This window comes from Fusibacter sp. 3D3 (assembly GCF_001748365.1).
GTDB lineage: Bacteria > Bacillota > Clostridia > Peptostreptococcales > Acidaminobacteraceae > Fusibacter_A.
The window spans coordinates 209,941-229,980 of the sequence record NZ_BDHH01000006.1; the positions used below are offsets into that span (position 1 = coordinate 209,941).

Annotated in this window: 20 protein-coding genes; 5 read left to right on the top strand and 15 right to left on the bottom strand. The window is 37.3% G+C overall.

From position 1 onward, the window contains the following. Positions 1-23: 23 nt before the first annotated feature. On the bottom strand, positions 24-1,277 hold the full coding sequence (locus F3D3_RS09290) for an ABC transporter substrate-binding protein (RefSeq protein ID WP_175438336.1): 1,254 nt from the start codon (positions 1,275-1,277) through the stop codon (positions 24-26). 131 nt (positions 1,278-1,408) lie between these two features. After that, positions 1,409-2,020 (bottom strand): LysE/ArgO family amino acid transporter, encoded by a 612-nt coding sequence (locus F3D3_RS09295; protein WP_069873277.1) that lies wholly within the window; start codon positions 2,018-2,020, stop codon positions 1,409-1,411. 199 nt (positions 2,021-2,219) lie between these two features. Here F3D3_RS09295 and F3D3_RS09300 point away from each other — a divergent pair, with 199 nt between their 5' ends. Further along, a complete protein-coding gene (locus F3D3_RS09300; protein ID WP_175438337.1) occupies positions 2,220-2,852 on the top strand; it encodes a GTP pyrophosphokinase family protein in 633 nt (210 codons plus the stop codon). Here F3D3_RS09300 and rarD read toward each other — a convergent pair. The 11 genes from rarD to F3D3_RS09355 form a co-directional block, all read right to left on the bottom strand. After that, the gene (gene rarD, locus F3D3_RS09305; RefSeq protein WP_069873279.1) at positions 2,849-3,769 is read right to left on the bottom strand and encodes an EamA family transporter RarD; all 921 of its coding nucleotides are present in this window, start codon (positions 3,767-3,769) and stop codon (positions 2,849-2,851) included. The two genes, F3D3_RS09300 and rarD, sit on opposite strands and share 4 nt — an antisense overlap. Before the next feature lie 86 nt (positions 3,770-3,855). Beyond that, positions 3,856-4,284 (bottom strand): DUF3842 family protein, encoded by a 429-nt coding sequence (locus tag F3D3_RS09310; RefSeq protein WP_069873280.1) that lies wholly within the window; start codon positions 4,282-4,284, stop codon positions 3,856-3,858. 38 nt (positions 4,285-4,322) lie between these two features. Further along, positions 4,323-5,021, bottom strand: a complete 699-nt coding sequence (locus F3D3_RS09315) for a response regulator transcription factor (RefSeq protein WP_069873281.1) — start codon at positions 5,019-5,021, stop codon at positions 4,323-4,325. A 9-nt stretch (positions 5,022-5,030) separates the two neighbouring features. Further along, the gene (locus tag F3D3_RS09320) at positions 5,031-6,434 is read right to left on the bottom strand and encodes a HAMP domain-containing sensor histidine kinase (protein WP_069873282.1); all 1,404 of its coding nucleotides are present in this window, start codon (positions 6,432-6,434) and stop codon (positions 5,031-5,033) included. Positions 6,435-6,477: 43 nt separating this feature from the next. Then, the gene (locus F3D3_RS09325; protein WP_069873283.1) at positions 6,478-7,674 is read right to left on the bottom strand and encodes an ABC transporter permease; all 1,197 of its coding nucleotides are present in this window, start codon (positions 7,672-7,674) and stop codon (positions 6,478-6,480) included. Next, on the bottom strand, positions 7,671-8,372 hold the full coding sequence (locus F3D3_RS09330) for an ABC transporter ATP-binding protein (protein WP_069873284.1): 702 nt from the start codon (positions 8,370-8,372) through the stop codon (positions 7,671-7,673). Before F3D3_RS09330 ends, F3D3_RS09325 begins: the two co-directional genes overlap by 4 nt. A gap of 11 nt (positions 8,373-8,383) precedes the next feature. Continuing rightward, positions 8,384-9,691 carry an efflux RND transporter periplasmic adaptor subunit gene (locus tag F3D3_RS09335; protein ID WP_069873286.1) on the bottom strand — a complete coding sequence of 436 codons (1,308 nt, stop codon included), beginning with the start codon at positions 9,689-9,691 and terminating at the stop codon, positions 8,384-8,386. A gap of 260 nt (positions 9,692-9,951) precedes the next feature. After that, positions 9,952-11,139 (bottom strand): sodium/glutamate symporter, encoded by a 1,188-nt coding sequence (gltS, locus tag F3D3_RS09340; protein ID WP_069873288.1) that lies wholly within the window; start codon positions 11,137-11,139, stop codon positions 9,952-9,954. A 121-nt stretch (positions 11,140-11,260) separates the two neighbouring features. After that, a complete protein-coding gene (locus tag F3D3_RS09345) occupies positions 11,261-12,115 on the bottom strand; it encodes a DNA-binding domain-containing protein (RefSeq protein ID WP_069873290.1) in 855 nt (284 codons plus the stop codon). Next, complete coding sequence (locus F3D3_RS09350) at positions 12,093-13,376, bottom strand: ATP-binding protein (protein ID WP_069873291.1); 1,284 nt, start codon at positions 13,374-13,376, stop codon at positions 12,093-12,095. The genes F3D3_RS09345 and F3D3_RS09350 overlap by 23 nt, the downstream gene beginning before the upstream one ends. A gap of 151 nt (positions 13,377-13,527) precedes the next feature. Beyond that, positions 13,528-14,235, bottom strand: coding sequence for a B3/4 domain-containing protein (locus F3D3_RS09355; protein WP_069873293.1), 708 nt, complete (start codon positions 14,233-14,235; stop codon positions 13,528-13,530). Positions 14,236-14,334: 99 nt separating this feature from the next. On the opposite strand from F3D3_RS09355, the gene F3D3_RS09360 reads away from it, so the two are divergent. After that, positions 14,335-15,153 (top strand): MerR family transcriptional regulator, encoded by an 819-nt coding sequence (locus F3D3_RS09360; RefSeq protein ID WP_069873296.1) that lies wholly within the window; start codon positions 14,335-14,337, stop codon positions 15,151-15,153. A gap of 3 nt (positions 15,154-15,156) precedes the next feature. Here F3D3_RS09360 and F3D3_RS09365 read toward each other — a convergent pair whose 3' ends face one another. Next, a complete protein-coding gene (locus F3D3_RS09365) occupies positions 15,157-16,461 on the bottom strand; it encodes a pyridoxal-phosphate dependent enzyme (RefSeq protein ID WP_069873298.1) in 1,305 nt (434 codons plus the stop codon). Between the two features lie 153 nt (positions 16,462-16,614). Between F3D3_RS09365 and F3D3_RS09370 the strand changes: the two genes are divergently transcribed. Next, entirely contained in the window at positions 16,615-17,733 is a 1,119-nt protein-coding gene (locus F3D3_RS09370) for a DEAD/DEAH box helicase (RefSeq protein ID WP_069873300.1), read from the top strand. Positions 17,734-17,868: 135 nt separating this feature from the next. On the opposite strand, the gene F3D3_RS09375 is transcribed toward F3D3_RS09370, so the two are convergent. Further along, positions 17,869-18,069 (bottom strand): cold-shock protein, encoded by a 201-nt coding sequence (locus F3D3_RS09375; RefSeq protein WP_069873347.1) that lies wholly within the window; start codon positions 18,067-18,069, stop codon positions 17,869-17,871. A gap of 272 nt (positions 18,070-18,341) precedes the next feature. On the opposite strand from F3D3_RS09375, the gene F3D3_RS09380 reads away from it, so the two are divergent. Further along, positions 18,342-19,451: a DEAD/DEAH box helicase gene (locus tag F3D3_RS09380; protein ID WP_069873302.1), complete on the top strand. Its 1,110-nt coding sequence runs from the start codon at positions 18,342-18,344 to the stop codon at positions 19,449-19,451. Between the two features lie 137 nt (positions 19,452-19,588). Then, the gene (locus F3D3_RS09385; RefSeq protein WP_069873304.1) at positions 19,589-20,008 is read left to right on the top strand and encodes a DUF302 domain-containing protein; all 420 of its coding nucleotides are present in this window, start codon (positions 19,589-19,591) and stop codon (positions 20,006-20,008) included. Positions 20,009-20,040 lie beyond the last annotated feature (32 nt).

Here is a 20,040-nt window from a genome sequence, read left to right on the forward strand (position 1 = left end):
CCTCTTTATTTTAGCGCACTATTCTAGTGTTTCAGCTCATTTAAAAGTGCTTCAACAGTTATTTGACCCTCTAACATCATTGGAAATTGAAAGATGATATGACGTTCCCATTTTGAACGATCCACAAGATGATCCACAGGTTTTACATGTTCGGCTACATCACTAAAATATGCGGTGACAAATTGATTTGTTTTTGGAGAATCCATTTCTAAACTGCTGATAAAACCTGGAAGCGCATCGAATTTCAGAACACTTTCTTTTGATACCAAATACTTCAAAAAAAGGATTGCAGCATCCTTCCGTGATTCATCTTCATAGCAATTAGAACTTATATGAAAGTTGCCATTTCCAAGGCCATATGTAAGCCTTTTATTGGATTCATCATAAGGAAATGGGATGAATACAATCTCGTTATTTTTGCCAAGGTCCTCATTGATAAACCATGAGCCTTGGACGATCATCGCAGCCTTTCCATCCCTAAACAATTGATCTCGGCTGTAATCGTCGAGCATAAAAGCATCTTCTGGAAAAGCCTTTAAATCATATAAATATTTTATTTTATCAGCACCTATCTTCATGGCTTCAAACAACTCGAGCTCATCTGATTCAATTTCAACCCCTCCAATAGACGCCACTATATTTTGGTAGATATAACTCCCTTCTGGTGTGTTGTTATAAGCGATTGGCAAAACATTGAAACTTCTTAACCGCTTAACCGCATTCGCCAAATCCTCAAAGTTTTCAGGAACAGCAATGCGATAACGGTCTAAAATAGTCTTATTAATAAATAAGCCTTCATATATGAGCTCAAACGGAATGCTATAAACATGCTCCTTCGATAAGTATTCGCTATAAATGTCATCATCAAAAACTTGACCCCAACTCTGATCAGATTCAATTATTGGCTTTAAATCCGCGACCATCCCAAGCTCAATCAATTTTTCAAGGTCGGAACCAGGCCAAAGCCCAAATACATCTGGCGGATGATTTGAAGCAAAATCAGTTTTAAGATTATACAAGAAATCTTCTCCAGACATGGATTCATTAATCACAAGAATGTCTGGATGTTTTGAATTAAATTCATTTAAAACTTGATCCAAAATTCCTGATTTATTATCTTCACCCCCCCAAGAACTTACAAATCTAATCTCAATGGGTTCATTCTTGATCTCAAAGATTTCATTTAAAGTCTGCTTATTATGGGGATTAAAAAAAGCATCATATATTAAAAATATCATCAAAAGAACAATTAGAATCATATTGAATTTTTTAAACATGTTCACCTCGATTGCAGACATCATTCTCTACTCATTATTATAACGTATATATGCAAAAAGTCCTTGGATAATATTGCGCACAAAATTATCCAAGGACGAAAAATTAACTTTTAAAACACGATACTCTATAACTAAAATGCATTTTCTAAGAAATTATAGATCAGTCTCAAGCCGTAAAATACAATGATGATCCCGCAAACACGATTTATGACAATTAAGATTTTGGTGCTCATTTGATGTTTAAAAGTTGAAATGATATTGGATAGACTGACAAACCAAGTCATTGAGGCGATACAAACGCCTGCTATAAATAGAAGCGCACTATTAGAATCCAGTGAAGCTCTATACGCTCCAAGTAATAAAGAGCCGTCAATAAGTGCTTGAGGGTTAAACCAAGTCACCAAACAAGCTGACGCAATAACCTTCGCAATCGGCAGGGCCTCAGTTACCGCTGCCTGTTCCTTAATTTCTGAATTCAAAAGGCCATGACCTATCTTGACGACTGCAATCCCCCCAACAAGGTATACGCCCATCTTCAGTAAAAAGAACTTTTCTAATAACCCGCCAATCCCCCAAAAACATGCAACCGCCAATGTTATGTCAAAAAATATGACAATCAGAGCCGTCAAAAGCGACCTCATGCGTTTGTCGCTAATCGCTGAATTTATAACAAATAAATTTTGGACACCAATAGGCGCCACATAAGCAAAACCCAATAAAAGTCCGTCCATAAAATACTTCATCCCAATATGCCCCCCTCGTCAACTGTCTTCTCATTCTTATATTACCCGAGAACAATAAGGGATGCATTAACCACTTATGAACGTACATAATAATTCAAAAAAATACTACGGATGCCTTAAAAAGTACGCAGTTCCGATGTGACAAAGTCATGAAAAAAGGGTATAATGTACTTAAATCAAAACATAAGGAGTACGTAAAATGTATGAAACCCTGATGAAAGAAGAAATGAAACCATGGCGTGATTTACTGCTCGTCCATAAGTTTGCCGTCGATGAAATTCAGACAAAGCTTTCTATTTTAGATGAAGAATTTAGAAATATTCATGATTACAATCCCATTGAACATATAAGATATCGCGTTAAAAAACCCAATAGCATCACTGAAAAACTAGAAAGGCTGGGATTAGAACCGACCGTTGAAAATGCTAAGAACCATATTTTTGATATTGCAGGGATACGTATTATCTGCACATTTATCGCTGATATTTACAGCGTTGTAGAATTATTATCCAAACAGCACGACCTAAAAATCGTGGCAATAAAAGACTATATTAAAAACCCAAAAGCAAATGGCTATAAAAGTCTTCACTTGCACGTTGAGTATCCCGTCTTTTTAAGCAGCGGCACCGTTCCCACAAGAGTTGAAATACAAATCAGAACCATAGCAATGGATTTTTGGGCCAGTATTGAACATAAAATATACTATAAATATCGTGAAAAGGCACCTACTAGTATCCAAAAACAATTAAAAGAATGTGCGGAACTCATCTCAGATCTCGATGATCGGATGTACGAACTCAAGCAATCTATAAATGATTTGGATCTGAATTAATAGATTTTATTTTCTAGTTGGATTTTTGAAACTTCCTTTTGACTTAGTATTTGATATTGAGAATAAGTAAAGAATCCAAGACCTATCCAAATAAAAGCAAAGGCTATTAATGATTTTAAATCAAACGGTTCTTTAAAAACAAATACACCAAGAATTAAGCCGATCGTTGGGGCAATATACTGTAAAAATCCGACAACACTTAAAGGCAAACGCTTCGCACCCTCGGCATAGAGCAATAAAGGCACCGCTGTCACAATGCCGCTAAGCGCAATTAAGCCCCAGTAATAAACCGGCAGATTTCCAGAAATACCACCCCCAGAAGCTTCAATGAAGACCAAAAAGAAGATTGATGGAATCCCCACTACAAGCGTTTCAAAGGCAAGTCCATTTAGAGAATCTAGTTTGGATTGCTTCTTAAGCAGTCCGTATATCGCAAATGAAAACGCCAAAATCAAAGCAATTATGGGCACTCTACCATACATTAAAGTCTTCGCTAAAACACCAACACCTGCGAAGCCAATTCCTATCGTCTGAAGTTTAGTAAGACGCTCTTTAAAAAAAATCCCTCCAAATAAAGTTAAGACCAAAGGATTAATATAATATCCTAAGCTTGTCTCAATCACATAATTATTATTTATTGCCCCTATATAAACCAGCCAATTGATAGAAATGAAAAGTGCAGGCCCCAAAATTTTAAGCCAGTTTTGTGGATTTTTCAATATCTCACCGAATACACGGATCTGCTTTTTCATAACAAGGATTATAACGACAAAAACAAATGACCATACAACCCTTTGAACAAATATTTCATAAGGGCTCATGACACGCATTAATTTCCAATAAAGTGGCAGCAATCCCCACAATGTAAATGCTGCACCACCCATCGCTAGACCTTCAGCATATTTTTTTTGATCCATGGCAACCTCTTCAATTTTTATTTCGGTACACTAATCATAACATGTTTTTTTTAAATATCAACTTTAATTAGAGGTCCGAAATAGGCTCACGCCATTTTGGATTTAACATAGTCTATGGCATCCTCTATGTAGCCCCCAAGTGCTTTTGGGACGACACCTGCAACAGTTATATTACATTTGTGAATGGGAATTAATATCTTAGCAGCCTCTGCAGATGAAATTGCCTCGGCCATTTTTGGGGTGAGCTCTCCCAATAAAGCATTTGCGCTGATAATGCCAATCGGGCCCATGATTATATCCATTTTGGGGGCATTGATGAGGATTGCATTCTCTCCTGTTGCCCCATAATTTGCACCTGATCTGAGCATCAGCGAGGTTGCAAGTGCGTTAGTGCCCAGGGCATATAACTCTATAGCCTCTTGACCAAAAAAACCATTTGAATGTGCACTTCTTACGGCATCAACAAGCGCCTTGCCTATACCACCGCCTTGTCCGTCGATTACTGCTATTTTCATTTATGATCTCCTCTTATAATCGTATTAAGTAAGTTATTTTAAAGTGTATTTTTTCTAAAGCGATAACCTGCGCCCCAAAGAGTCTCAATATATTGTGGATCAGAAGGATTAATTTCGATTTTTTCCCTAATTTTTCTGATATGCACAGTGACAGTTGCCACATCCCCTATACATTCCATGCCCCATATTTTTTCAAACAAATAATCTTTGTTGAAAACAATCTCAGGATTAGAGGCTAAAAATAAAAGCAAATCGAATTCTTTCGTTGTCATGGTGATCTCTTCATCTTTTAAAAACACACGCCTCGTTTCAGGTTCTATCCTAAGTGTATTGTAATGAATTTCCTTTTGATGGGTCACGTTATTGGATTTTAAGCGTTCATATCTGGATAAATGCGATTTGATTCTCGCAACCAGCTCCTGAGGCGAAAAGGGTTTCGTAATATAATCATCGGCACCGATTCCAAGCCCTCTAATTTTATCAATTTCATCCTTTTTAGCGGATACGATAATAATGGGTATATCGAGTACTGGCCGCAATGTTCTACAAATTTTATAACCATCTACCTCTGGCAACATAATGTCTAAGATAATAAGATCGTATTGATTTTGAGTGGCCATTTTTAGACCTGCAGCACCGTTTGATATAATATCCACACCAAATCCATTGATCTCTAAATAATCCCTCTCTAGTTCTGCTATATCCAGTTCATCTTCGATTATTAAAATACGTTTCATATAGTGCTCCTATTCTGCCATTGGAATTGTTATAATCATTTCAGTCCACTTGCCAAATTCACTCTTTGCAATTACTGTGCCTTGATGTTTTTCTATAATTTTCTCGACGATGGATAGACCAATGCCACTGCCGCCATATCCTGAACTTCTGGAATCATCGACTCTATAAAACCGTTTGAAAATGGCCTTGATTTCTGATTCGGGTATCCCCTTGCCGTTGTCTCTGACTTTAATAATGGCATTGCCTGCATCCGATGAAAGTGTGAGATATATACGCTTTTCTTCTTTATCTAAGTGATGAAGACTATTTTGAATCAGGTTGATCATGGCTCTCTTTAAGGTTTGACGATCCCCTTCTATATTCATTTGTACATCAGATAGATTATCATACTTGATTTCGATCTGATGCGACGATAGATCAAAATAAAAGTCCTCATAACAATCCGTCAAAAACTCATCTAAGTTAAATCTTTCAAAATTAAAGACCATTTGATCTACATCCAGTTTTGACATTAAAAACAGATCATTTATAAGTGCATCCATATCCACAGAATGCTTGTATATCGTCTTGGCATATTTTTGAATCTTCTCCGGTGTATCTGCAACACCATCTATAATGCCTTCAACATACCCCTTAATTGATGTTATAGGCGTTTTTAAATCATGTGTGATGTTGGATAAGAGTTCATTTCGGTTTGTTTCGTACTGCAACCTAACTTCTGAAGCTTCTTTAAGTTCATTTCGCATTTCCTCTATTGCATCAAAGACGTCACCGATTTCATCCTTTTTAGTATATTCAATCTTGAAATTCAAATTGCCATTTTTGATTTCACGTGCGGCCAACTTCACATCTTCAAGTGGTTTTAAAATTCGGTTGATAAAAAGCATAAAAATCATTATGATCACAACTAAATAACCCACAAAGGCAAAAGTAGCAAACTGATCTATTCTCCTAAAAGGCACTGGTAACCCTTTGGGAGCGCCTTTAGTTTCACTACTTGGCACTGGCCTTTGTTGAATCAAAGTCATACTCTTTCCTTCAATGTCAGTTGTGAAAATTTCCACAGTCTCTTTCAGTTGAGCTTCGTTTTCAGTGTATTCAACGTAAAAAGTCTTACCATAAATAACAACGTCATCATATACAATCGTCATTTTCATCTTGTCTTCAAGGGTTGAATATAAAGTCAAAATATCTGAACTCACTAGCTTACTAGGGTCCTTTTCAACATAAAATCGAATAATTTTAGAAAATTCACCACTGATAAAATCGTTTGAAAACTCTCTGTTCTCAATAAAGTTTGAAGTGACATAGTCTATATAAACCCGTGATGCCAATGTAATTAAAATGATAAATACAATACTGCTCACGAGAAATGTCATCATTGCTTTTTTTCGAAGTGAATGTGATTTCATGCTTTTTCCTTTCAAACCTCGTTCCGAATCCTATAAACACAAATTATTCATATCTCAGTGCATCAATTGGGTCAAGTTTAGCCGCTTTGCTCGCTGGATACACCCCAAATACAATGCCAATGCTCGCTGAGAATAAAGTTGCCAGAATTACGGTATTGATATCTATTGAGGTTTCCATCGTCATCACATTGCCTGCAACTTTAGATAAAATAATACCCAGCGCTGTTCCTATTATACCACCTAAACCTGAAACAACAACAGACTCAATTAAAAACTGCATTAAAATACTGTTGTACTTTGCACCTAATGCTTTTCTAATACCAATCTCTCTCGTCCTCTCAGTTACAGATACCAGCATAATATTCATAACACCAATTCCACCTACAATAAGTGATATAGCCGCAATCGCACTGACTAATAGCGTTAAAGAGCTCATCACTGATGAAATCATTTCAATTTGTTCTTCTAAGCTATAAGTTGTGTATTTGTTATCCTCAGCATTGCCTTTTTTTGCGCCAATATAATTCACCACTTGATCACCAAAATCGGACGGATCAACACCACTTGCTAGGGCAATTTTGATACTGCTAAACGTGACTCCAGCGTTATAGTTCTTTTGTAGAGTTGTATAGGGTACGTACCCTTTTGCAGTATTAAAGCCTGTGTTAGACTCTTCCTTTTCATAGACACCAATAATTTTATAACTGTACTGAGAATTCAAAAAAAGCTGTTGCCCTAAAGCCGAACTTGAATCACCATAAATTTCTTCTGCTAATGCGCTGTCGATTATAATATTATTTTTCATAGCTTCTATGTCTTCAAACGTAAATTCTCTACCATAAAGCATCATCACAGATTCAACATCTGAAAGTTGATCCCCTGATGAAGTCAAAGTCAAACTGGTATCCTCAACATCTTCCAATATAGCGACACTAATATTAATTTGTGGCACAATGCCAAGAATTTCATCTTGATATTTTATATTTAGGGCTTCCACATCAGAAATATTTAACTTTTCTGTTGTGGTCAAGCGAACCCCTCTACTCGACTGCAAGGTGATTACATTTGTTCCTAAATCATCAAGCTTAGACTTAATCGAATTTTGAGAACCATTTCCAATTGCCACGATGGTTACAACTGAAGAGATGCCTATAATTAAACCCAGCATGGTTAGAAAAGATCTAAATTTATTACTTCTAATGGATGCTATAGCGATTTTAAAAGATTCTATTAAATTCATACCGCAGCCTCCAATTTGATAATCTTTCTGTCCTCTACGATTTTACCATCTCTGATGACGATGTTGCGATCGGTCTGATCCGCAACTTCACTTTCATGTGTCACTATAATGATTGTTTTCCCCTGTTTATGCAACGCTCTAAACAAAGCTAAAATTTCCTCTGTGGAATGTGAATCTAAGTTGCCTGTTGGTTCATCCGCCAGTATTACCGCTGGATTCATCACCAGTGCTCTCGCTATTGCAACTCTCTGCTTCTGTCCACCAGATAATTCGTTTGGATTGTGCATCATACGGTCACCAAGGCCTACTGTTTCAAGTGCTGCCACACTGCGTTTTCTGCGTTCATCTGAAGATACATTTGCATAGATTAAAGGCAATTCAACATTATGAAGCGCCGACATTCTAGGGATCAAATTAAAGGACTGAAAAACGAATCCAATTTTTCGATTTCTGATTTCAGCTAGACCATCTGACTTATAGGATTCTATAGCGATATCATCTAATTTATAGGAGCCCGATGTAGCACGGTCGAGGCAGCCGATGATATTCATGAGAGAGGACTTTCCCGAACCAGACGGTCCTGTTATTGCCAAGTATTCGTTTTCTTCGACGACAAAATCAATTGCATCAATTGCCTTTACCGAAAGCGTCTTCTGTCCATAAATTTTTGTTAATGATTTCATTTCTATAATTGCCATAGGGGCACCTCCTAATCGTTGTTCCCAGCTGGTCTACCTCCACCACTTGGCGGTTCAGCTGGCGGGGTTCCACCACCCATTGGCATGATGCTCATCGTATCACTCGTAGAAGATTCAACAGACGTACTGTAGACAATCGTATCACCCGAACTGATCTCGTCTGAAATGACTTCCATATAAAGTTCATTTGTAATACCTGTGGTCACTAAAACAGGCTCATTTACATCCCCCGATTTTTTAAGAACGATGCGCTCACCTTTTTTATTTTTAGAAACTGCTTCAAAAGGGACCACGAGTGCATGTTCTGAAGAGGCTGTGAGTATTTCTATTGTAACCGTAAAATTAGGCAGTAACATTTCAACATCATTTGTGGCATCCAAAGTCAATGTAATCGGTAAAGTAACTTCAGAACTTGAAACCTCTCCCAAATAACCAAGTGCTGTTACAGATGCGGTATAGGCTTTAGTCTTATCCGAAAGCGTTGACACGGTTGCAGGCATCCCTATAGTAAACTTTTGAAGATCATATTCACTAATACTTGCTTCTACATCTAAAAGTGCCATATTAGTAACTCTACAGATCTGGTCCTTCTCCACAAGGGCATCGCCATCATCCTTATAAATTGCAGTTATGATCCCATCAAAAGGCGCGATAATTTTAGTATCTTCTAAATCTGCTTTCAAATCTTGAAGTGTAAGTTCTAATAATGCCAGTTTTTTCTTGGATAACGTAATGTCATTTTCAGCATAGTAAGCGGCTAATGTTTTTTTGGATTCCAAATATCTATTGTTGGCATTGTTATAAGCCGTTTCGTAACCATCTACTTCCGATTGTGACACTGCACCAGTATCCAACAGTTTTAAAGCATCCTCCCAATCACGTTTAGCTGTACCAAGCGTTTTTTCTGCCTCAGCGACAGCATTCTCTTTTGCAGTACTGCCCACAATAGAACTGCTGTTGATGCTGCTGCTCAACACTGCAATATCATATTCCATTGATCTGATTTTGTCTTGAACTTCAGTTGCATCTAATTCATAAAGCACCTCTCCTGCCTTAACACTTTGGCCGAGTTCAACATATTTTTTATCGATTCTCGATTCAAATGGTGCTGCTAAAATATCATCTTCTTGTGGTGTAATCGTACCCGTTGTGGTATAAGTCTCTGTCAGTGCCATTTCAGTAACGGTAAATTCATTTAGCGCTGATGCGGACACCTTTGAACTTGATTCTTGACCGCCATTATTGCCATAGACGACATACGCTACAATAGCAATTGTCACCAAAACCATTGCTATGATCCATTTTTTTTTAGATTTCATAAGTGCCTCCCTATTTTCTTTTCAGTTTCACGAACTTTTTCTTTAGCATAATCTCTATTTGTAAAGCGGCGTTAAATTGATTCTTAAAATTTTCTAAACAATCCTATCGGATTGCGTTCAGTGGGGGACATCTCCTCAAGGGTTATAACAAAAAAAGCTCAACTTAAAATGATTGTTAAATCACTTTAAGTTGAACTCCTTTTATTTAAATTAATCCCTATATTTATACTTAAATTAATCCCTATTTCAGAATGACACGATTAGAAAAGATTTACGAAAAACGTAATCACGCCTGCATTTACGAAATCGATGAACAAACTGCCCACCAAAGGCAAAATAAAGAATGCTTTGTAGCTAAAGCCATATTTTGCTGATATAACTTCCATATTGGCAATTGCATTTGGTGTTGCTCCCATGCCAAAACCACAATGACCAGCTGCCAAAACTGCCGCATCATAATTTCTGCCCATAATATTAAAAGTGATAAAATAAGCAAAGAATGCCATGAAAAGAACTTGCGCCATTAACATAACCACTAGCGGTAATGCTAAATCCGCCAATTGCCATAGTTTTAAGCCCATTAAAGCCATTGACAAAAATAAGGATAAAGAGACATTGCCAATAATATCAATTTCAAATGTCTTTAGCGTCATTTTTTCACTTGCATCCACGATGTTTCTGATAATAGCTGCTGCAAACATTGCGCCGATATAAGGCGGAAAAGTCATTCCGGTCTTTTCTAATAGCATCGACAATATCGTACCAAGACCCATGGCAATTAAAATGGCAGAAGCGCCCGATAGAAATGTAGCCGAGGATACTTCAGGGGTTTCAGATATCGAGACATTACTGGATTCATTGTGATTTGGATGCTCACGATGTAATGCATAACGATTAATCAAGCTGTTTGCTATAGGGCCACCAATCGTACTACCTGCAATTAAACCAAATGTAGCAGAAGCCATCGCCACAGTCGTTGCCCCGATTGCACCGAGTTCTTCAAACTTAGGTGCGAAAGAACCTGAAGTGCCATGACCGCCAGTCATTGGAACAGAGCCTGTTGAAAGTCCAATTAAGGGATTGAGATTAAAAATTTTAGCGAGTCCAACCCCAATTAAATCTTGAAAAATCACCAATACAACCGCCAGCATTAAAAATAAAAGAACATCTTTCCCACCATTTTTAAGCATTTTAAGAGATGCTGTAAATCCAACGGTCGTAAAAAAAGTAATCATAAAAAAGCTCTGTAAAGTTGTATCCATTTCAAATTCCAGTATACCAGAAACTTTTAAGATCAAAGTCAGTAGTGCAAATACTACGCCCCCAACGACGGGTGATGGAATACAGTATTTCTCTAAAATATGACATTTTTTCTTGAGAAATTGTCCTACAAATAGAACTACAACAGATAATGCCGCCATTTGAATCATTGTTAATTTTACAATCATTTTTTTCCCCCATAAAATTTTTTTGAATGCTTACACATTCCTTTTATATTGTATGGAGGTGCTACAAATTGTAACAAGTCGTTACAACTTTTGATGCTGATTCCCTTCTAATTTATCTGAATTATTGAATTTTATTCATAATTGCAAGGACACCCTCGATAAATCTCTTAATATTGACTTTTCCTTTGGGTTTATTTTGATCATCAATTCTGCGAATTTCCATCTTAATTTGTTTTAAATCAAATAAAAGACTCGCATATTCTTGAAAGACAGGGTGGTAGAGATCGTCATAACCCATTTCCACAAGATACATAAACGCTTTGCTTATCACTCTTCTGATACGTTGTTCAACCGTTCTTGCATTTTGACCTCTGGCAATATGCTCATAGCTCTGTTGAAGTTGATAAGTGCCCTCAGCGCTCATACTTTTTTGCTTCAAAACATCAAGCAAAACGGATTTTAAATCCTCAATACCAGATTCCGAAGAAATCCCGAGTTCAACCAGTATTGAATTCATTCTAGCATAAATATCGACCTTTTTATCGACAGTATTCTCTTTCGCAAGTGGCATTAGTGCACCTTGTATTATGGCCACGGATTGTTCTAAATCAATGACTCTTGATACTTCTCTCAAAAGACTCGCGACTTCATCTGCATTAATCGGTTTAGAAATATAGAAAAGTGTCCCCTCTTTGTAAGCCTTAGATATCATCTGCTCATCTTCAACTTGTGAGATCATAATAAATTTGCCTGAATATTGTTTTGCTTTTAAACTCTGTATAATCTTTATGCCATCCTTTACAGGTAACAATAGATCAATCAATAAAATATCGGGTTTGTAGAACAAGACTTCATCCACAGCGTACTCACCACTTCCAAGCGTTGCCGAAATTTTCCCAAGTGCATTGTCTTCAATAATCATAGAGAGCATCTTTACAATAGAAGGATCATCATCAATTATCATTATAGTCTTCATTTATTGGACTCCTTATCAGCTGATTTTTTGGAATTTGGATTAAAAATTCAGTGCGTTCATGTGGCACAGAGCTAAACTCAAGAACGCCTTGTAAACTATCAAGCGTGCTCCTCACATGAGATAAACCCATTCCAGTAGAGGCCTTACCCGTTTCTAGATCAAACTTAGTCGTAAACCCAGGATTAAAAAGATAGGGCATTAAATCTGGTTCTATCCCCTTGCCATTATCCGTCACACTAAAATAAATCCAATTGAGATCACTGTATGCTTTGACACTTATTTGCACTGGTGCCGTGGTGGCTTCAATACTATTTATAATCAGATTATTGATAATCGTGAAAAGTGCGTAATAATTTTTTAAACTAAAATCTGCTTGACTTGATATAATTAAGTCTATCCAGTGCTCTTTTTTGAGCTCTCGTACTAATTTTTCCGTATTCGCCTTGATGATCATCAAAGCATCTTTTAACCTCATGGAGTCTTCTTTTTCAAATCCTGTTATAAAACTGTTAAATCCCGCTAAGACTCTTGAATAATCCTTTTTAACCTCATGCACATTTCTAGAAATTTCCAGCGCTCGATCTGCATATTCAGGTTGATTGGCAAGAGATTGGTACAAACTAAAGCTCTCGCTCATGATCGTTTCAATATCCTTTTGAGATTTATTCAGATAAAACAATTCTGTCTGAATATTGGAAACCAAAACATTGAGCTGCGCATATCGCTTTTGATGTTCTGAACTTCTGATATAGAGTTCATTGGCTTTAATCACCAAATAAAGACCATAGGCGATGACTATTCGAATCACACTGACCAAAAATATCAGTTGGATCATGCGATACGAGTTCGCCCCTCGGAGGGTCATTTCGGCAATATTGGCAAGTCCATCTATCCCTGCAAAAATCAATAACTGCATTAAAATATGAAATTTATCATGTGCCGTCTTTCTCCATTCATGAAAAACGCCAAAGACCACATAAAAAATCAGCGAGGGCATATGACTTAAAAATGCAACTTGAACTGTACTGCCAGTAACGATTAATGCCCACGCTATCCTCAATAGAATGATGGCACTGCCAGATAAAAGCGCAAGTTTTATACATGAAAATTGATTGTAAAGCAGATAAATTAAATTGAGTACAATAATCCCAGCTGAAAACCTAAAATGGCCACCAAATGGATAGAAGTACATTTCACTTAGCAAAATAGTCACAAGTGCTGCCTTAAAAAACTGCATTTTATCCGACTGCTTTAATCGCATCACATTTCTCCTTTACCTCAAATGACACGTATTATTATAACGCGATATTTAAAGTTTAGCCACCTTGAATTAAAAAAATGCCTTATCAGACACAAAAGCGCCATTTTAAAATAATAAATTCATTATTTTAAAATGGCGCTTATCCTTTTACTCAGTAATCAAATTCAATTTCATTATGATTTGCATCAACGTAAAAAGTTTCATATGCGCCTTCAAACCGATCCTCAATTAAATGCTCTAGCGCTTTAACAGTCCCTTGAATTTTATGAAGGTGCTCACCTTTAAACCCCACTAACTGAAAAAACACCGCTTTAGTCTCCAGAGTCATCTTCCCCAGTTCACTTTGACGCCAGAGCCATTGTCTCGTTTGAATCTTACTGCCACTTGTGAAAACCACTTCACCAGGAGGTACTTGCTCAAACAACTCACTTCCAAAGGGCAGAAATTCATCTCCCTCTATTGTCTTTCTAACCATAAGGTCATCCTCTATATCAGCGAGATCATGCCCCCCTAAGGAGATGACATTTTCTAATGATAATTTATTGCACAGGTCAACAAGCGCATTTATTCTTGGCAACCGATCGCCTTTGATCACCCTTTTGCCCATCGCTTCCACTGAGTTCATAAATTTGTTAGGATTAATCCCTACGTTAGTCAACGCTTCACGATACACTAAAAAATCTGGATGTGTTTTGATGACATCCATTGAAACACGTTCTCTGAGCAAATGCTCTGCAGCTTCTAACTTTAAGGTATCGGATTCACTCGTTTCAGAATTCTTCAATCCCTTGCCAATGACAATTGCAAAAATTATATTGGGATTACATTCGAAAATCCACGGATCAACAGTATATTTCATCTTTCGCCTCCTTTTGTATTAGGACCATCATAAACCTTACAGTAGGTGTAAAGTCAAGCGCGTTATGTTACAATAAGGCTAACTACGAGGAGGTCCGTAATGAAATTACAACTGTCTGTCAAAGAACTTTCCGAAATCGTCGGTGTGTCCACTCGAAATATCCGCTATTATGATCAAATCGGTCTCTTTAAGCCCTCTGGTCAATTAGAAAACGGTTATCGTTATTATACGATCGAAAAAATAGAAGAACTTAGGTTGATCCGCTATTTAAGGCACTTAGACATTTCCATTAACGAAATAAAATTACACCTTGAAAATCGTACTTTGGAGAATTATCTCAATGTGCTTGAAAACCAACTCGATCAAACAAGACTTAAAATGAAGCATCTCGAATTTTTAGAAAAAAGGTTGGAAAAAAGAATGCAATCTTTAGCTTATATTCATCAGTTAGATGACATTGATAAAATCACTGTTAAAACACTCCCGAGGCGATCCATTCTCAGACTCGACGAAGCCATTCATGAACCACTTGACTGGGAGATTGCCATGCTCAAATTTGAAAGGGCAGACGATATGCCACCCAGTCTTTTTATTGGAGATATTGGGTTTTTTGTAGCGCTTTCAAGACTGGATCAAAGACACCCCACTGAATTCACCGGATTATACCTTGATCTTTCAGAAGGTTATGACCCTAACTCTAAGTTAATTTCGGAACTGCCTAGCGGTCGTTGGCTTACGCTCTATTTCAAAGGAGATCACTTTGATGCGCCACAAAATTATAAAAAACTCATTCAATTTGCTGAACACAACCATTTAGAGCTTGATTCATATGCACTTGAACGCGTCCTCATTGACCATTTTATTTCAAGTGATCCGAATCTTTATATCACGGAAATTCAAGTTAAAATCATTGACTAAGCTTTATTCTTTATGAAAGATCATCCGATTGTATTTATGCTTAAATCCTAATTTTTCATAAAGCTTTTTTGCCCCTTTGTTGTCTAAATCCACATGGAGGGATAAGTTTTCCGAAGTTAAATCCAAAGCTCTTTGGATCAGTTCTGTACCGACTCCTCGACCTTTACTACCCTTTTGTGTGCCAATATAAGCCAAATGATATGTTGGAATAAAATCTTTGAATCCCAAGTTTACCACGATACAAATGCCTTCATACTCGCCATTTCTCGATGCCAACAATATAAAACCTCTTTCACTGGCGTTTTGAATCGCATCTTCAGTTTCTAAAGAAGAATCTGAATACTGTGCGAGCCACTGCCGTGTGTACTCAACCAGTTCTTTCTTAGACACTTCTTCAAAATCATTGATGTTTTCAATCTTAACATCACTTCTACCCTCGTTGAGTATGATGACATGTCGTCCCTTTTGAACCTCACCAAGCTTGGCTTGTCTATAAAAAGCCGCAAAGGCATATGCTTCATTGGTCGTCACTTTTAAATGCTCAAGTCTTCGTAGAAGTTTAACGCTTTCATTGAGTTCATCCACTTCTATGGCGATAAGTTTACCATTGGTTTCCCATACAGATTTTTTTAAATCTGCCAGTAGCTTTTCATCCACAGGATCCCACTTTGAAAGTTCTTTCGAATTGGCTTCATCCTCAATGTAGGCTTCACCGATTTTAGGCGTCCCACAAACAATATTTGGAATTTGAACAAATTTACCATCAATCCAGTGTTTTAGCAAGACACTGTAGATACTTGTGAAGGTGTAACCATAGTTGAGCTGCGTGTAAATCGTCGTTACATTATGCTCAAGGCGGTTCACAATTTCTTCTGAAATTTCTTCAAGTGCCGTCTTGCTCAGCTGTGTTTTCATATGTCCTTCTACAGCCAGATAATAATGAGATTCCAGTGCAATTTCTTTCAAAATGACAAGTTGATCTTTTCTCATATGATTCTTCAACGCCATAAGCATTTCAAGCTTAAAATGTTTTACTTTCCACATCTCATTTTTAAATTGCGGCACAAGTATTTTCACTTCACTCAACGTTGCAAAGTAAAGCAAAGACTTGATATAATTAACAGAACCATTTACTAAAACACAATCATACCCCCTTGCGATTGCATCTCTAATTACGATTTCACCCACTCGATCATATTTATGTCCTGTTGGATTTGAACCCTCTAATTTAATGTATATTTCACCTACATCCAATACTTTTTCTATTTGTCGTGCTCTCAACAATGGTGTTCTACCACTCTTTTTCATAAATGTGCTCCTTTTTTTCCTTAATGATTTTAAAAAGTATACCTTCTTCATATTTTACCAGTAAAATGGATATACGTCAAATTCACCTTGACTAAGTCTTCATATATGATATGCTTATCAAGTTAAAAAACAAATACAGAAACTGAGGTCACTATGAGCAATTTTGAAACACTTGGTTTAGACCCCTCATGGTCTAGTAAACTCAAAAAAATAGGGATTACAACGCCTACACCTATACAGACTATCGCCATTCCAGAAATATTAAAACAGAGCGATGTCATCGCCGAAGCACAAACGGGTTCTGGAAAGACCTTCGCTTTTTTATTACCTATTCTACAAAATATTGATATCCTTTCACCCGTTATTCAAGCACTTGTTCTCGTCCCAACGAGAGAACTTGCGATTCAGATCACCGAAGAAGCTAAAAAGCTAACCGATGATCTTGGCATCAATGTGCTCTCCATCTATGGCGGACAAGATCTTCAAAGTCAGTTTAAAAAATTAAATCATACCGTTCACATGATCATTGCAACACCTGGAAGGTTGATGGATCACTTAGACCGTGAAACGATTGACCTTTCCAAAGTAACGACTTTCGTCCTTGATGAGGCAGATCAAATGCTCGTAATGGGTTTTAGAAATGACATCGATAAAATCATATATATCGGTAAATTTAAAGCACAGATTCTCTGCTTTTCAGCTACAATTGATGCTAAAGTCAAAAAACTTGCCTACAAGTATATGAAAAACCCCGTGATTCTAAGTGCGCATTCAGACACCAAGCCTTTAGATGTCATTGAGCAACAAGTGGTCATGGTTTCAGATCGTTGGAAAATGGAAGCTTTATTAAAAGCACTGGATGAGACCAATCCTTTTCTAGGCATTATCTTCTGCAGGACAAAGGTCAGAGCCGACAAACTCGAATCTGAAATGAAACGCTTAAAATACACCTGCGAAAAACTACACAGTGATATCACTCAAAACAAAAGACAGCGCATCATGCGTCAATTCAAAGATGCCAAGTTTCAATATCTCATAACGACTGACGTTGCTTCAAGAGGAATTGATGTCACTGGTATTACGCACATCTACAACTACGATATGCCTGAAAGCGTCGAAATCTATGTACATCGTGTGGGCAGAACAGGTAGAATGGGCGAAGATGGTATGGCGATTACTTTTGTAACGCCTAAAGATGAAGATATGCTCAAAGATATTGAAGGTAGACTGGGTGTCAGTGTTTCCAAATCTACCCATGAACATCAGAAATAAAGAACATCAGAAATAAAGAATCTCGAGGCTTGTGTCTGCCTCGAGTTTTTTATTTCATAAAGGTTGAACATCAATCGAATTACCAAAAGGCATTAAAAAAAGCCCTGTGCATTCACACAGGGCTTTATCATATAACTATCTTACGATAGCGATGTTCTCAGCTTGAGGACCTTTAGGGCCTTGAGCAACTTCGAAAGTTACTGCTTGTCCTTCTTCTAATGTTCTAAAACCATCAGAGTTAATTTGTGAGTAATGTGCGAACACATCTCTACCATCTTCTCCTGTAATAAAACCAAAACCTTTATCTGAGTTAAACCATTTTACTGTACCGTTCATCATAACGTGTACCTCCTAATTTTTTTTTCCTTAAATCTTTGCAACAAATAACTTTAATTAGGATCATACTATACAATAAAATACCCAGTTAAATTCTTTACTACTAATTTAAGCAACAACTAATGATATCATGCATAGAAAGGCTTGTCAAACTTTTTTGATGTTTTTATAAAATTTATTCTTTTAATGTTCCCATTATCTGATATAATGATCTGATGTATCTACAATCGTGACTTTAATAAAAAACGCTATATAAAAGAAAGAGGTCTCAAGTGTCATTTTATAAACTCGGTGTTAAGGGTGATCTGGTCTATGCCCTATCAACTCAAAACATCATCGATCCAACGCCTATACAAGCGCTAAGCATCCCGTTAATTCTAAAAGGACATGATCTTATCGCTGAGGCTCAAACGGGAACTGGAAAGACCTTAGCCTTCCTAATCCCTATTTTTCAACAAATCCATCTAGAAGAAGATCATATACAGGCTTTGGTCATCGCGCCTACGCGTGAGCTCGCCATTCAAATACGTACTGTGGCAGATTTGCTTTCAGAAATCATCCCAGTGACTGCTCTTGCTGCATACGGTGGTCAAGATGTCCTTGCGCAGCTTCATAAGCTAAAAAGTAGAATTCATCTTGTAATCGGTACACCTGGGAGAGTCTTAGATCATTTAAGACGTGGGAGTATTGATTTTTCAAGATTAAAAACCGTTATTGTGGATGAAGCCGATCAACTCTTTCATATCGGCTTTAAGCAAGATTTAGATGAGATCTTTTCTTATATACCCGATGCACATCAGACACTTTGCTTTTCTGCAACGATAGGCGATACGGTAGATCAGTTCTCAGCGCGTTATTTGAAATCGCCTAAAACTGTGGTGGCTCCAAAAGCCACGATCACACTGGATGCCATCGAGCAATTTATCTTAGAAACTTCTGGTAGACGTAAAATAGATGATTTTGTGACTTTACTCAAACAAACCTATCCTCAAAAGGCGATCATTTTCTGTAGAAGTCGTCGCGGCACACAATCCCTTTATGAAGCCCTTAAAGAAAAAGGCTATAGCATCGAACCGCTTCACGGCGATTTAACGCAGGCTAAAAGAGAAGTGGTTATGAATGCCTTTCGTAACGATGAGATTCAATATCTCGTGGCAACTGATGTTGCCGCACGTGGCCTTGATGTGGAAGGTGTCTCACATGTGTTTAACTACAATCTACCCGATGATGCCGAAAACTATGTGCACCGGATCGGTAGAACAGGCAGAGCAGGCAATATGGGCGTGGCCTACACGATCCTCACAGAGAAAGATGCTAAGCGTATGGAGGCTGTTGAAGCCTTTATTCAGATGAAAATCAATCGGTTTAGTTTTCAGAAATAAGTTTATTCAAAATCATATTTGCTATTTATAATACAAAAACTTAAAGGGAACAACTTGAAACATAATTCAAGTTCTATAATCTGGGTATACTCCTAAATGACGTACTTTAAGAAAACGTTTATTTATAGGTGGCTCTTATGAATGTCAATTATAAAATTCAATCGCATAAATCTTTTGAAGATACGATTGAAGATCTAGTGGAAAGCTTAAAAGAACAGCAATTCGGTGTTTTATGGACATTTGACTTAAAAGGCAAGCTCGTTGAAAAGGGTTTGGATTATGATAGACAGTATACGATTCTTGAGGTCTGTAATCCAAAGCAAGCACTGGATGTTTTAAACACCAACCATGAAGCTGGGTTTTTCTTACCTTGTAAGATCATTGTCTATGAAGACCATGGGGATATTTATGTGGGGATGCCTAGACCGACTTCACTGATCGGCTTACTGGGTGATTCTGCTTTGATCTCTGCAGCAGAAACGGTCGAGAGTAGTTTGAAAACGGCTATTTTGAAATCTTGCGAGGTTTTTAACGAGAAGGATTTGAAGCATCAATAGTGAGTGATAGATGATTAGAAAAGGAAAATAAG

Bases quoted from the DNA above. Each gene is read 5' to 3' on its own strand.
- F3D3_RS09290 (WP_175438336.1), bottom strand. From the start codon at position 1,277: ATGTTTAAAAAATTCAATATGATTCTAATTGTTCTTTTGATGATATTT.
- F3D3_RS09295 (WP_069873277.1), bottom strand. From the start codon at position 2,020: ATGAAGTATTTTATGGACGGACTTTTATTGGGTTTTGCTTATGTGGCG.
- F3D3_RS09300 (WP_175438337.1), top strand. From the start codon at position 2,220: ATGTATGAAACCCTGATGAAAGAAGAAATGAAACCATGGCGTGATTTA.
- rarD (WP_069873279.1), bottom strand. From the start codon at position 3,769: ATGGATCAAAAAAAATATGCTGAAGGTCTAGCGATGGGTGGTGCAGCA.
- F3D3_RS09310 (WP_069873280.1), bottom strand. From the start codon at position 4,284: ATGAAAATAGCAGTAATCGACGGACAAGGCGGTGGTATAGGCAAGGCG.
- F3D3_RS09315 (WP_069873281.1), bottom strand. From the start codon at position 5,021: ATGAAACGTATTTTAATAATCGAAGATGAACTGGATATAGCAGAACTA.
- F3D3_RS09320 (WP_069873282.1), bottom strand. From the start codon at position 6,434: ATGAAATCACATTCACTTCGAAAAAAAGCAATGATGACATTTCTCGTG.
- F3D3_RS09325 (WP_069873283.1), bottom strand. From the start codon at position 7,674: ATGAATTTAATAGAATCTTTTAAAATCGCTATAGCATCCATTAGAAGT.
- F3D3_RS09330 (WP_069873284.1), bottom strand. From the start codon at position 8,372: ATGGCAATTATAGAAATGAAATCATTAACAAAAATTTATGGACAGAAG.
- F3D3_RS09335 (WP_069873286.1), bottom strand. From the start codon at position 9,691: ATGAAATCTAAAAAAAAATGGATCATAGCAATGGTTTTGGTGACAATT.
- gltS (WP_069873288.1), bottom strand. From the start codon at position 11,139: ATGATTGTAAAATTAACAATGATTCAAATGGCGGCATTATCTGTTGTA.
- F3D3_RS09345 (WP_069873290.1), bottom strand. From the start codon at position 12,115: ATGAAGACTATAATGATAATTGATGATGATCCTTCTATTGTAAAGATG.
- F3D3_RS09350 (WP_069873291.1), bottom strand. From the start codon at position 13,376: ATGCGATTAAAGCAGTCGGATAAAATGCAGTTTTTTAAGGCAGCACTT.
- F3D3_RS09355 (WP_069873293.1), bottom strand. From the start codon at position 14,235: ATGAAATATACTGTTGATCCGTGGATTTTCGAATGTAATCCCAATATA.
- F3D3_RS09360 (WP_069873296.1), top strand. From the start codon at position 14,335: ATGAAATTACAACTGTCTGTCAAAGAACTTTCCGAAATCGTCGGTGTG.
- F3D3_RS09365 (WP_069873298.1), bottom strand. From the start codon at position 16,461: ATGAAAAAGAGTGGTAGAACACCATTGTTGAGAGCACGACAAATAGAA.
- F3D3_RS09370 (WP_069873300.1), top strand. From the start codon at position 16,615: ATGAGCAATTTTGAAACACTTGGTTTAGACCCCTCATGGTCTAGTAAA.
- F3D3_RS09375 (WP_069873347.1), bottom strand. From the start codon at position 18,069: ATGAACGGTACAGTAAAATGGTTTAACTCAGATAAAGGTTTTGGTTTT.
- F3D3_RS09385 (WP_069873304.1), top strand. From the start codon at position 19,589: ATGAATGTCAATTATAAAATTCAATCGCATAAATCTTTTGAAGATACG.